Annotated in this window: 9 protein-coding genes; 5 read left to right on the top strand and 4 right to left on the bottom strand. The window is 73.0% G+C overall.

The annotated features are described in order from the left end of the window. Positions 1–160 precede the first annotated feature (160 nt). The 4 genes from OG994_RS30795 to OG994_RS30780 all read right to left on the bottom strand — a co-directional run bounded on the left by OG994_RS30795 (position 161) and on the right by OG994_RS30780 (position 4,685). On the bottom strand, positions 161–1,849 hold the full coding sequence (locus OG994_RS30795) for an acyl-CoA mutase large subunit family protein (protein ID WP_120330482.1): 1,689 nt from the start codon (positions 1,847–1,849) through the stop codon (positions 161–163). Between the two features lie 110 nt (positions 1,850–1,959). After that, on the bottom strand, positions 1,960–2,373 hold the full coding sequence (locus tag OG994_RS30790) for an Asp23/Gls24 family envelope stress response protein (protein WP_120330481.1): 414 nt from the start codon (positions 2,371–2,373) through the stop codon (positions 1,960–1,962). 84 nt (positions 2,374–2,457) lie between these two features. After that, on the bottom strand, positions 2,458–3,393 hold the full coding sequence (gene meaB, locus OG994_RS30785) for a methylmalonyl Co-A mutase-associated GTPase MeaB (RefSeq protein WP_396844436.1): 936 nt from the start codon (positions 3,391–3,393) through the stop codon (positions 2,458–2,460). Positions 3,394–3,485: 92 nt separating this feature from the next. Next, positions 3,486–4,685, bottom strand: a complete 1,200-nt coding sequence (locus OG994_RS30780; RefSeq protein ID WP_328851759.1) for an acetyl-CoA C-acetyltransferase — start codon at positions 4,683–4,685, stop codon at positions 3,486–3,488. A gap of 61 nt (positions 4,686–4,746) precedes the next feature. Between OG994_RS30780 and mce the strand changes: the two genes are divergently transcribed. The 5 genes from mce (at position 4,747) to OG994_RS30755 (ending at position 12,697) form a co-directional block, all read left to right on the top strand. Beyond that, on the top strand, positions 4,747–5,226 hold the full coding sequence (gene mce / locus OG994_RS30775; protein WP_328851758.1) for a methylmalonyl-CoA epimerase: 480 nt from the start codon (positions 4,747–4,749) through the stop codon (positions 5,224–5,226). Between the two features lie 318 nt (positions 5,227–5,544). Beyond that, positions 5,545–6,900, top strand: coding sequence for a crotonyl-CoA carboxylase/reductase (gene ccrA / locus OG994_RS30770; protein WP_328851757.1), 1,356 nt, complete (start codon positions 5,545–5,547; stop codon positions 6,898–6,900). 494 nt (positions 6,901–7,394) lie between these two features. Next, positions 7,395–8,651 (top strand): DivIVA domain-containing protein, encoded by a 1,257-nt coding sequence (locus tag OG994_RS30765; RefSeq protein ID WP_120330476.1) that lies wholly within the window; start codon positions 7,395–7,397, stop codon positions 8,649–8,651. Positions 8,652–8,826: 175 nt separating this feature from the next. Beyond that, positions 8,827–11,103 (top strand): hypothetical protein, encoded by a 2,277-nt coding sequence (locus OG994_RS30760; protein WP_328851756.1) that lies wholly within the window; start codon positions 8,827–8,829, stop codon positions 11,101–11,103. Positions 11,104–11,431: 328 nt separating this feature from the next. Further along, entirely contained in the window at positions 11,432–12,697 is a 1,266-nt protein-coding gene (locus OG994_RS30755) for an AI-2E family transporter (protein WP_328851755.1), read from the top strand. Positions 12,698–12,750: the final 53 nt, after the last annotated feature.

Genomic DNA, 12,750 nt, shown 5'->3' with positions numbered 1-12,750 from the left:
GACGGCGACAGTTGCAGTTCTCACCCTGCTCAGCCCGCCCCCGGCCCACACGACGCCACACCCCCGCGATCTTGCACTTTCGGCCCGCGGTTCGCGGCATTCGTACCGTATGCCGGGGCAGAAAGTGCAAGATCGCGGGGGCGGGTGGGGGCGCGGCGGGTTAGAAGCGCGCGGGTTCGCGGTAGGTGCCCCACTCGGCGCGCAGCGCGTCGCAGATCTCGCCGAGGGTGGCCTCGGCCCGGACGGCGTCGAGCATGGCCGGGATCATGTTCTCGCCCGTCCGGCTCACCTCGACCATCCGGGCCACCGCGGCCTTCACCGCCGCGTCGTCCCGCTCGGCCTTGCGCTCGGCCAGCACCCGGCGCTGCTCCAGCTCGACCTCGTGCGAGATCCGCAGGATCTCCAGGTCCTTGGCGACCGTGTTGGTGTGGCAGTTGACCCCGACGATCTTCTTCTCGCCCTTCTCGAGCGCCTGCTGGTACGCGAAGGCCGCCTCGGCGATCTGGCTGGTGAACCAGCCGTCCTCGATGCCGCGCAGGATGCCCGACGTCATCGGCCCGATCTCGTGCGGGCCCTCGCCGCCGAGCTGGCGGATCCGGGCGAAGATGGCCTCGGCCTCGGCCTCGATCTTGTCGGTGAGCGCCTCGACGTACCAGGAGCCGCCGAGCGGGTCGGCCACGTTGGTGACCCCGGTCTCCTCCATGAGCACCTGCTGGGTACGCAGGGCGATCTCGGCGGACTCGTCGGTGGGCAGCGCGAGCGTCTCGTCCAGCGCGTTGGTGTGCAGCGAGTTGGTCCCGCCGAGCACCGCGGCGAGCGCCTCGACGGCCGTGCGGACCACGTTGTTGACCGGCTGCTGGGCGGTCAGCGACACGCCGGCGGTCTGGGTGTGGAACCTCAGCCAGAGAGCCTTCTCGCTGGTCGCGCCGTAGACGTCGCGCAGCCAGCGGGCCCAGATCCGGCGGGCGGCCCGGAACTTGGCGATCTCCTCGAAGAAGTCGACGTGCGAGTCGAAGAAGAAGCTCAGGCCGGGGGCGAAGACGTTGACGTCAAGCCCACGGCTGAGGCCCAGCTCGACGTAGCCGAAGCCGTCGGCCAGCGTGTACGCCAGCTCCTGCGCGGCGGTCGACCCGGCCTCCCGGATGTGGTAGCCGGAGACCGAGAGCGGCTTGTACCGCGGGATCTCCCGCGCGCAGTACTCCATGAGGTCGCCGATGAGGCGCAGGTGCGGCTCCGGGTCGAAGAGCCACTCCTTCTGCGCGATGTACTCCTTGAAGATGTCGGTCTGGAGCGTGCCGTCCAGGGTGGAGAGGTCGGCGCCCTGCCGCTCAGCGGCGACGAGGTACATGCAGAAGACCGGCACGGCCGGGCCGGAGATGGTCATCGAGGTCGTGACGCCGGCCAGGTCGATGCCGTCGAACAGGACCTCCATGTCGGCGGCGCTGTCGATCGCCACGCCGCAGTGGCCCACCTCGCCCAGGGACTGGGGGTCGTCCGAGTCCCGCCCCATGAGGGTCGGCATGTCGAAGGCGACGGAGAGCCCGCCACCGCCGGCGCCCAGGATCATCTTGTAGCGCTCGTTGGTCTGCCGGGCGTTGCCGAAGCCGGCGAACTGCCGGATGGTCCAGGTCCGCCCGCGGTAGCCGGTCGGGTAGAGCCCCCGGGTGTACGGGTACTCCCCCGGCCAGCCGATCCGCTCGAAGCCCGGGTAGTCGGTCCCCTCCGGCGGCCCGTAGACGGGTTCCACGCTCATCCCGGAGAGGGTGGTGAAGTCGGCGTCCCGCTTGCGCGCGGCGTCGTACCGGGCCTGCCAGCGGGCCCGTCCGGCGGCGATCTCGTCGGCGTTCATCGGCGGGGCTCCTCCTCGAGTCCTCGACTGCCCCTCGAGTGTAGAGCCGGAGCCTGAACGATCGCTAAGGAGTGTCGTACCGGCGGGTAGCCCCGACGCGCCGGGCCCGGTCAGGCCGTCGGCGCGGCGGGCTCACCCAGGGAGACGTCGTCGACCCGGATGTTGACCTCGTCGACCCGCAGCCCGTACGCCTCGACGGCCTCGGTCACCTTCGCCCGGACCGCCTCGGTCACCTCGGGCACCGTCCGGCCCGCCTCGATGACGATCACCAGGTTGATCACGGCCGCGCCGTTCGTGACGGCCGCCGAGGCGCCCCGGGTGGCGTCGCCGACCTTGTCCAGCCCGACCCGGTCGAGCACCGAGTTGAAGAACCGGGCGACGTCGCCACCCAGCTCGGTCACCCCCGGCACCGATCGGGCGGCGGCCACCGCGATCTTCTCCACCACCTCGTCGGAGACGGACGTCGTACCGCCCGCCACCGCGTCCGGCGTCACCGTCAGCTCCTGCGTCGCCTCGTCAGCCATGGTCTCCCCACACGTCGCACCGCCCCCACGCCGTCCGTGGGGCGGTGCGAGCGTACTAGGCGGGGCCCGTCCGTAGTGGACGCGTCAGGTGCCCAGCTGCGCGAGCAGCTCGTCGGCGGCCGCGTACGGGTCGATCGCCCCCTCGGCCACCTTCGCGGCGAGCGACGGCAGCTCCGTACCGTCGCGCAGCGACCCGATCCGGTCGCGGAGCACACCCACCGCGATCGCCTCGATCTCGGCGGCGGCCCGCGCCTCCTGCCGGCGGCGCAGCTCACCGCGCTCGACCAGCCAGGTGCGGTGCTTGTCGACGGCGGCCGCGATGTCGTCGATCCCCTCGCCCCGCGCGGCGACCGCGCGGACGACCTGGGGCCGCCACTCACCCGGGCCGCGCTCGCCGAGCGCGATCATGCCCTGGATGTCACGGTACGTCGCGTCGGCGCCGTCCCGGTCGGCCTTGTTCACCACGAAGACGTCGGCGATCTCCAGGATGCCGGCCTTCACGGCCTGGATGGCGTCACCCATGCCCGGAGCGAGCAGCACCAGCGTGGTGTCCGCCAGCGAGGCGACCTCCACCTCGGCCTGCCCGACACCGACCGTCTCCACGAGCACCACGTCGCAGCCGGCGCCCTCCAGCACCCGCACCGCCTGCGGGGTGGCCGCCGCGAGCCCACCGAGGTGCCCGCGGCTGGACATCGAGCGGATGTAGACGCCCGGATCCGTCGCGTGGTCCTGCATCCGCACCCGGTCACCGAGGATGGCGCCGCCGGTGAACGGGCTGGACGGGTCGACCGCCAGCACGCCGACCCGGTGCCCGCGCGCCCGCAGCGCCCGGACCAGCTCGTTCGTCGTGGTGGACTTGCCCACGCCGGGCGAGCCGGTCAGCCCCACCACCTGGGCCTGACCCGCGTACGGCGCGAGCGCCGCGGCGATGTCGCGCAGCAGCTCGTCGCCGTTCTCCACCAGCGTGATGAGGCGGGCCACCGCGCGGTGGTCGCCCGCGCGAGCCCGTTCGACCAGCATGGGTACGTCCCGGCTGCGCCGCACCGAGCCGGTGGCCGCCGCCGGGACGTTCTCGATCGTTCCGCTCACTGAGCCAGCTCACACAACCCCGGTCACCGACCGCTCTCGGCGGGGGCGGGGACGTGGACGATCAGCGCGTCGCCCTGGCCACCGCCGCCGCAGAGCGCCGCCGCGCCCGTGCCGCCACCCCGGCGCTTCAGCTCCAGGGCGAGGGTGAGCACCAGCCGCGCGCCGGACATCCCGATCGGGTGCCCCAGGGCGATGGCGCCGCCGTTGACGTTCACCTTGGCCGGGGACACACCGAGGTCACGGATGGACTGGATGCCGACCTGGGCGAACGCCTCGTTGATCTCGATGAGGTCGAGGTCGGCGACGGTCAGACCCGCCTTGCGCAGCGCGTGCTGGATCGCGTTGGACGGCTGGGAGTGCAGCGAGTTGTCCGGGCCGGCGACGTTGCCGTGCGCCCCGATCTCGGCGATCCAGGTCAGCCCCAGCTCCTTCGCCTTGGCCTTGCTCATGACGACGACGGCGGCCGCGCCGTCGGAGATCGGCGACGAGCTGCCGGCGGTGATCGTGCCGTCGGGGGTGAACGCCGGACGCAGCTTGCCCAGGGTCTCGACCGTGGTGTCCGGTCGGATGCCCTCGTCCTCGCTGATCACGACCGGGTCGCCCTTGCGCTGCGGGATGACCACCGGGGTGATCTCGTCGGCGAAGTGGCCGTTCTTCTGCGCGGCGGCGGCCTTCTGGTGGCTCGCGGCGGCGAAGGCGTCCTGCTCCTCACGGCTGATGCCGTGCCGGGCGCCGAGCCGCTCGGTGGACTCGCCCATCGAGCAGCAGTCCCAGGCGTCGGTGAGCCCGTCCAGCGCCATGTGGTCCTTGACCACCACGTCGCCGTACTTGTAGCCGCCGCGCTGGCCCATGAGCAGGTGCGGGGCGTTCGTCATCGACTCCATGCCGCCGGCGACGACGATGTCGAACTCACCGGCACGGATGAGCTGGTCGGCGAGGGCGATGGCGTCCAGGCCGCTGAGGCACACCTTGTTGATGGTCAGCGCCGGCACGGACATCGGGATGCCCGCCTCGACGGCCGCCTGGCGGGCGGGGATCTGGCCGGCGCCGGCCTGGAGCACCTGCCCCATGATCACGTACTGCACCTGCTCGGGGCTGACGCCGCCGCGCTCCAGGGCCGCCTTGATGGCGATTCCGCCGAGCTTCGTGGCAGGGAGGTCCTTGAGGTTGCCGAGCAGGCGCCCCATCGGGGTCCGCGCGCCGCTGACGATCACCGAAGCCATAGCCGCCTCCGAGGGGGTGCCGACCTGTACGCCTTAACGATTGTTCGGCCAGACTAGCGCCATGGCAGAGAACTCCCCCGTCGAGCCCGCTGCGGACTATGTCACAGACATTGGGCTCCGCCGAATCGACCACGTCGGCGTCGCCGTCGCGGACCTGGACGCCGCGATCGACTTCTACCAGCGGACGTTCGGGATGCGGTGCGTGCACACCGAGACCAACGCCGAGCAGGGCGTCCGCGAGGCGATGATGGCGGTCGGCCCCGGCACCGAGGGCGGCTGCGTGCAGTTGCTCGCCCCGCTCACCCCGGAGTCGACCATCGCGAGGTTCCTCGACCGCAACGGCCCGGGCGTGCAGCAGGTGGCGTACACGGTCGCGGACATCGACGCGGCGTGCGCGGCGCTGCGCGAGCGCGGGGTACGGCTGCTCTACGACACGCCGCGACGCGGCACCGCGAACTCCCGGATCAACTTCGTGCACCCCAAGGACGCCGGCGGCGTCCTGGTGGAGCTGGTCGAGCCGGCGGCCACCGACGCCCACTAAGTCCCGCGCGACCAACGCGTCGATCATGAGGTTGGCGGGTGCGGGCGCCGGCGTGTCGCCCCGTCAACCTCATGATCGACGCGGCCCGGGCCGCCTACTGGTGCGCGGTTCGACAGCCCCGTGGACACCTTCACGCATCGGCGGATGCAATTCTTCACAGAGGACTTCCCGCCCTAGCTACCGTTCAGTAACGTCCGCCCGCAACAGGAGCACGACCGGCCTGTGTCGGACGCCGACATGGCGGCTCGGTCGCATCGGCGCCGACGATGGCAGCACCCCAGGCCCGCGCGCGCGGGTGCGGACGAACGGGAGGTCACCGTGCAGGACATCCTCGAAGCGATCATGGCGGCGGAGGGCTCCAGCCGGCCGGAGCGGGAACTCGCCGGGGTCGCCGGACTGCCCGTGCCCGACAGCTACCGGGGCGTCGTCGTCCGGGCCGACGAGACCCGGATGTTCGACGGCATGGCCACCCGCGACAAGGACCCGCGCAAGGCGCTGCACGTCCAGGAGGTCCCGACGCCGGAACTGGGGCCGGGTGAGGCGCTCGTCGCCGTGATGGCCAGCGCCATCAACTACAACACCGTCTGGACGAGCATCTTCGAACCGCTGCCCACCTTCACGTTCCTCCGGCGGTACGGCCGGCTCTCCGACCTGGCCCGCCGGCACGACCTGCCGTACCACGTGGTCGGCTCGGACGCGGCCGGCGTGGTGCTGCGCACCGGTCCCGGCGTGACCCGGTGGAAGCCCGGCGACGAGGTGGTGGCGCACTGCCTCTCCGTCGAACTGGAGGACGCGCCCGGCCACGACGACACGATGCTCGACCCCCAGCAGCGCATCTGGGGCTTCGAGACCAACTTCGGCGGCCTCGCCGAACTGGCCGTGGTGAAGGCCAACCAGCTGATGCCGAAGCCGCGGCACCTCAGCTGGGAGGAGGCGGCCAGCCCCGGCCTCGTGAACTCGACCGCGTACCGCCAGCTGGTGTCCCACCACGGCGCCAACATGAAGCAGGGCGACGTGGTGCTGATCTGGGGAGCGTCCGGCGGCCTGGGCAGCTACGCCACCCAGATGGCGCTGCACGGCGGCGCGATCCCGGTCTGCGTGGTCTCGTCGCCGGAGAAGGCCGAGCTGTGCCGCAGGATGGGCGCCGAACTGGTCATCGACCGCGCCGCCGAGGGCTTCCGGTTCTGGCGGGACGAGGAGACCCAGGACCCCGACGAGTGGCGCCGCTTCGGCGAGCGGATCCGGGAACTCACCGGCGGCGAGGACCCGGACATCGTCTTCGAGCACCCGGGCCGGGAGACGTTCGGCGCCAGCGTGTACGTCGCCAAGCGGGGCGGCACGATCGTCACCTGCGCCTCCACGAGCGGCTTCCAGCACCAGTACGACAACCGGTACCTGTGGATGCACCTCAAGCGGATCATCGGCAGCCACTTCGCCAACTACCAGGAGGCGTGGCAGGCCAACCGCCTGGTGGCCCTGGGCCGGGTGCACCCGACGGTGTCGAGGACCTACGCGCTGGAGCAGACCGGCCAGGCCGCGTACGAGGTGCACCGCAACGCCCACCAGGGCAAGGTCGGCGTCCGCTGTCTGGCGCCGCGCGACGGCCTGGGCGTCCGCGACCCGGAGCTGCGCTCCCGTCACGAGGATGCCATCAACCGGTTCCGGGGGCACTGACCCGCCCCGGCGCCGCAGTACCGACACGACACCGCGCCCCGACACGACACCGTCGCGCTCCGGCGCCGCGTCCTCCGGCGCCGCGTCCCGACGGGACACCGCGTCCCGGCGCGGCGCCTCGTCCCGCTCCGGCCGCCGTCCCTACGGCCGGAGCGGGACGGCCGTCGCGGGCGCGCACGGCCGGAGCGGGACGGCCGTCGCGGGCGCGCATTGCGGCGTACGCCGTCGCGTTTCTCCGGGGCCGCGCGCACCCATTCACGGCGCTCGACGGCGCGCGTTCGCATGGCCCGACGGGTGACGCGGCAAAGGGCCGCACCGGCATCCGGCACCGTCCTTTTTCATGATCCGCGCCACGCGATCCGCCCGGCCCGGACCTGCCAAGATCGCCCCTTCGACCGGCTACCGTGACCACCGGGAGTTGACCATGTAAAGAGGACTCGAAAGGTTCCTACCGCTCTTGCGGAGCACCCTGGGGCGTCTGCCAGTATGTCCCAATGCCCCAGCAGCAATCCTCCCCTCTCGCGTTCTTCGACAACGCGAACTCACAGCCAGATTTCACGGTTGGCCTGCGCGGATACAACACCCACCAGGTCGATGACTTCATCGGCCGGATGACCGCCGCGCTGACCCAGTCCGAGCAGGCCCGCGCCGAGGCCGAGCAGCGGATGAACGACGCGCAGCGCCGGCTCCGCCAGGCCGAACAGCGCATGGCCACGCTGGAGCAGAAGCTCGCGGACGCCAGCAAGCAGCTCGAGGAGAACAGCCGGCCGACCCTCTCCGGCCTGGGCACCCGCGTCGAGCAGATCCTCCGGCTCGCGGAGGAGCAGGCCAACGACCACCGCAACGAGGCCAAGCGCGAGTCGGAGGGGATCCTCTCCGCCGCCCGCCTCGAGGCGCGTGAGATCACCGACAAGGCCCGCGCCGAGGCGGCCGCCATGAAGGCCACCGCCGAGCGCGAGGCCGGCAACCTCCGCACCGCGGCCGAGCGGGAAGCGGCCGAGGTGCGCGTCCAGGCCCGCCGTGAGGCCGACACGCTGCGCGCCGACGCCGAGCGCGAGACCAAGCAGCTGCGCACCGTGACGGCGCACGAGGTGGCCGAGCTGAAGTCCACCGTCGAGCGTGAGGTGGCGACGCTGCGGGCCACCGCCGAGCGGGAGATCACCCAGCTGCGGGCGAAGGCCGCGCGCGAGGCCGAGGAGAAGCGCGCCGAGGCGACCAAGCTGCTCACCGACGCGCGGGACAAGCGCGACAAGGACCTCCAGGCGCTGGAGCTGCAGCTCGCCGAGCGCCGGGAGAAGGCCGAGCGCGAGGAGTCCGAGCGGCACGCCGCGCAGGTCGCGCAGACCCAGAAGCTGGTCAACGAGGCGGAGCAGCGGGCGCGGGCCGCCCAGGAGCGGGCCAAGGAGATCGAGCAGCGCGCCGAGGCCCGCCGGGTCGAGTCGGAGCGCACCGCGGCCGAGACGGTCGAGAAGGCCAAGGCGCTGGCCGAGAAGACCCTCAACGAGGCGCGGGCCGAGTCGCAGCGCCTGCTCAGCGAGGCCCGGACGGAGGCGGAGCTGACCACGCAGGCCGCGCGCCGCGAGGTCGAGGACCTCACCCGCCAGAAGGACGCGGTCACCGCCCAGCTCGGGCAGATGCTCTCCGGTCTCGCCGGCATCGTGCCCGGCGTGCCGAACGGGGGCGCGGCGGCCAAGGCGGACGCCGACAAGGCCGGCGACGACGGCAAGGTGGCCGCGGAGTCCAACAGCTGACGCCACGCCAGGTCGGGGCATGACGCGGCGCGGGGCGGCACCGGGTGACCGGTGCGGTCCCGCGCCGCGCGCTTTTCACCACCCACTGTCATCCACCGGTACGAACCGAGTGAAGTAGGCCAACAGGGGCGTCCGTATCGCCCCAGCAGGGCCGGTTGCGTGTGAGGATGGGGGCATGTCGCACGGCGAGGAACTGTTCGCTCTCGGCGGGGACGTGGCCACGGAGCCAAGCTTCGAGTCCGCTCTGCGGGGGTACGAGAAGAAGCAGGTCGACCGTTACGTCGCGCGTGCGGAGCACGAGATCGCGACCCTCGCAGCCGAGCGGGAGCAGGCCTACACACAGATCCACAAGCTCGCCGGTCAGGTCGAGGTGCTCCAGCGGGACCTCGCCCAGGTGCGCAAACAGGTGGGCGTGGTGGACCGGGCCTCGTTCCGGCACCTCGGCCCCCGCGTCGAGCAGATCCTCACCCTCGCCGAGGAGCAGGCCGAGGACATCCTGCGGGCCGCCCACGAGGAGATCGAGTCCCGGCGGGCCGCCGCCGAGCACATCGTCGAGGACGCCCGGGAGCAGGCCGCCAAGGCGCTGAAGGACTTCGAGATCGCCCTCGCCGCCCGGCGGGCCGAGGAGGAGCGGCAGGCCGCCGCGCGCAAGGCCGAGTCGGAGACCGCGCTGCGCGCCGCCAAGGAGGAGTCCGCGAAGCTGCGCCGCAACGCGCAGGACGAGTTGGCCAGGGCGCAGCAGGAGGCGACCCAGCTGCGCGAGGCCGCCAAGGAGATCCACACCCGGGCGCAGCAGGAGTCGACCAAGCTGCGCGAGGCGGCGCGGGAGGCCCTGGCGAAGGCGCAGCAGGAGGCCACCGAGCTGCGCGACGCGGCCAAGGAGGTGCACGCCAAGGCCCAGCAGGAGGCCAAGCGCCTCATCGACCAGGCGACCGAGGCCGGTCGGGCCACCCACGCCAAGGCCCAGCGGGAGGCCAAGCAGATCATCGACGACGCCTCGATGGCGGGCCGGGCCACCCGCGCCAAGGCGCAGCAGGAGGCGGAGCGCCTCACGACGCAGGCGGCCGAGGCGGCCAAGCGCAGCCGGGCCGAGACCGAGGCGTACGTGCAGCGGATGCGCAGCGAGACCGAGACGTACGTGCAGCAGGCGCGCGCGCAGACCCAGCAGGAGCTGGGCGCGTGGCGGGCCGGCGTCGAGAAGGAGGTGAACTCCCGCCGCGAGGCGGCCGACCGCGAGCTGGCCCAGCGCCGCGCCGCCGCCGAGAAGGAGTTCGCCAAGCGCCGCGACGAGTTGGAGAAGCAGTTCACGTCCCGCCAGCAGGAGCTGGAGACCACGTTCGAGCGCCGCAAGCAGGAGCTGGAGTCCGGCTTCACCAGCCGGCGCGAGCGGTTGGAGTCCGAGTACACGGCCCGGAAGAACGAGATCGAGCAGGGCGCCGACCGCATCCGCCAGGCCGCCGAGCGGGACGCCACGACCCTGCGCCAGCAGGCCGAGGAGCAGGCCACCGAGCTGCTGCGCCGGGCCGAGTCGGAGGCCACCGAGAAGCGGCGTGCCGCCGACGAGCACGTGGCGGCGTCCCGACGGCAGTTCGAGGAGTACGCGGCGACGACCCAGCAGGCCCTCGCCACCACGCAGCAGCACCTCGCCGCGACGCAGCAGGAGGTGGCGGCCGGCCGCCAGCAGCTCGCCCAGGTGATGCTGGAGATCGCACAGGCCCAGCAGCAGCTCGCCGACCTGCGCCAGGAGACCTGGAAGTCCCGGCAGGAGTCCGACGAGCTCCAGCGGCGGCTGGCGGAGCTGCGGGTGCAGGTAGCCACCGCACCGGGTGGTTCCGACGGCCCCACCTCACCGCCTCCGGCGGGTACCGTCGCCCCCGCCTCGGCGGCCGGGCCCGCCGTGGCCGCGAAGCCGGTCGACGCCGGACGCGGGACGAGCGACCCGACCGCGAAGCCGGCCGGCGGGAAGGCGGAGCAGGCCACGAAGGCGCAGCCCGGCAGCGGGACGCCGGCGGACGGCACCCGGCCGACGCAGGGTGCGGGACGACCCGCCGGCGCGGGCGCTCGCGGCGGCGCGGGAAGCCCCGCGAAGCCCGGTCCCGCCGGCACACCGCACGGCGCGAAGCCCGAGCCGGCGGTCACGGCGAAGCCGGAGCCGGTGGTCGCCGCGAAATCGGAGCCGACGGCCGCCGCGACGGCCGAGCCGGCGACCGAGGCGGAGCCGGAGGTTGGCGGCCAGCCGAAGGCGCGACCGGTGGCCGAGCCGGTGACCACGGCCGACGCGGGCGCCCCGGTGGACGGCGAACCGACGGTCGCCGCGGTGCCGGGCGAGGGCGGCCGGGGCGCCACCCCCACGAAGATCACCAGTAAGGGCGAGAACGGCAAGCGGCCCACCAAGCCGACCACCGACGAACGCGCCGCACGGCCCAACACCGTCTCCGTCGAGAAGGAGTGACGGCCGGTCCGAGGTGGCGACCGGCGCCTGTGCCCGCGACGGGTCACCGCGCGGGCCTGCCGGTGGTCGCGGCGCGGCGGGGTGACCCCGGCGGTCACCGCCCGCGGCGGGCATGACCGCGGCGGTCGTCGACCGTGTGGTCCGGCGGGTAGACCGTCCGACGGTCAGCCGGTGCCGGCGTGCCACCCCTCCCGTGCCGTAACGGCGAGGGCGCCGCGGACGGGTGGTTGCGGGAGTGGCCGGCCAGTAGTCTGCCGGGCAGGACCGGCCGGAGGCGGCCGGGTGCCCGCACGGGGCGGTGGACCCGCCGGACCTGAGCGGAGGACTGGTGACGCAGGACGGGCCGACGGCCGACGGACCGGAGCCGGAGGGGTCCGGCGCGGGGCACCCCGTCCCCGAGCCCGCCGGGAGTGAGGGCCCGGCCGCCGAGGGACGCCGGGCGCACCGGCACACCCCTCGGCCCGAGGGCGCGGAGCCGCCGCACGGCGAGGCGGCGCCCGCCGGCGAGTCTCCGGACGACCCGATCGCACCGCCGTCGACGGGTTCGGGCCGGTTCGGGCCGCCGGGGCGGCCCCTGCGGCGCAACAGCTTCCTGGTCGGCTTCACCTGGGCGCTCGGCGCGCTCGCGGCGTACTCCCTCTACGGCGGGATCCGCAACGCCGCCGGCATCCTCGTCCTGGTGGTGATCGCGCTGTTCCTCGCGATCGGCCTCAACCCCGCCGTGGTACGGCTGCGGTCGTGGGGCCTGCCGCACGCCCTGTCCGTGGGGCTGGTCGCCTTCGCCGTCCTGCTGCTGCTCTGCGGCGGCGTGGTGGCGCTCGTGCCGCCGATCATCACCCAGTCCGGGCAGTTCATCGAGCAGTTGCCGACGTACATCGAGGAGCTGCGCCGCAGCGAGACGGTCAACGAGCTGGTCGAGCGGTACGACGTGGTGGAGAAGGTGCAGGGCGCCGTGAACGCGGGCACCGTGGGACGGGCCCTCGGCGGGGTGCTCGGCGGCGCCCAACTGCTCTTCGGCACCCTCTTCAAGGCACTCACCGTGCTGGTGCTCACCATCTACTTCCTGGCCTACTTCAACCGGCTGCGCACGCTCGCGTACTCGCTCGTGCCGCGGTCCCGCCGGGAGCGGGTGCAGTTGATCGGCGACGAGATCCTCACCCGGGTGGGTGCGTACATGGTGGGCGCGCTGTGCATCGCCGTGCTGGCCGGCCTCAGCACGTTCGTCTTCGCGCTGATCGTCGGGCTGGCGTACCCGATGGCGCTCGCCGTGGTGGTCGCCGTGACCGACCTGATCCCGCAGATCGGGGCCACCCTCGGCGCGATCATCGTCAGCCTCGTCGGCTTCGCCACCGACCTGTCCGCCGGCATCGCCTGCGTGATCTTCTTCCTCGTCTACCAGCAGGTCGAGAACTACCTCATCTACCCGAAGGTGATGCGCCGGTCGGTGCACGTCAACGAGGTGGCCGCCCTGCTCGCCGCGCTGCTCGGGGTCGGGCTGATCGGCGTGGTGGGCGCGCTCATCGCGATCCCCACGGTGGCCGCCATCCAGATCATCCTGCGCGAGGTGGTGCTGCCCCGCCAGCAGGCCCGCTGAGCCCGCTCGAAACCGGCCGGCGCCCGCTCAGCCAGCCCGCCGCCGACTCGGTC

It is taken from the genome of Micromonospora globbae, assembly GCF_036184225.1.
Taxonomy (GTDB): Bacteria; Actinomycetota; Actinomycetes; order Mycobacteriales; family Micromonosporaceae; genus Micromonospora; species Micromonospora globbae.
This window is presented reverse-complemented; position numbering and strand designations above follow the sequence as displayed.

What these genes read in the sequence shown, in the direction of transcription:
- OG994_RS30790 (WP_120330481.1), bottom strand. Translation starts at nt 2,373, where the DNA reads ATGGCTGACGAGGCGACGCAGGAGCTGACGGTGACGCCGGACGCGGTG.
- meaB (WP_396844436.1), bottom strand. Translation starts at nt 3,393, where the DNA reads ATGCTGGTCGAACGGGCTCGCGCGGGCGACCACCGCGCGGTGGCCCGC.
- OG994_RS30780 (WP_328851759.1), bottom strand. Translation starts at nt 4,685, where the DNA reads ATGGCTTCGGTGATCGTCAGCGGCGCGCGGACCCCGATGGGGCGCCTG.
- OG994_RS30760 (WP_328851756.1), top strand. Translation starts at nt 8,827, where the DNA reads ATGTCGCACGGCGAGGAACTGTTCGCTCTCGGCGGGGACGTGGCCACG.
- OG994_RS30795 (WP_120330482.1), bottom strand. Translation starts at nt 1,849, where the DNA reads ATGAACGCCGACGAGATCGCCGCCGGACGGGCCCGCTGGCAGGCCCGG.
- mce (WP_328851758.1), top strand. Translation starts at nt 4,747, where the DNA reads ATGGCAGAGAACTCCCCCGTCGAGCCCGCTGCGGACTATGTCACAGAC.
- OG994_RS30765 (WP_120330476.1), top strand. Translation starts at nt 7,395, where the DNA reads ATGCCCCAGCAGCAATCCTCCCCTCTCGCGTTCTTCGACAACGCGAAC.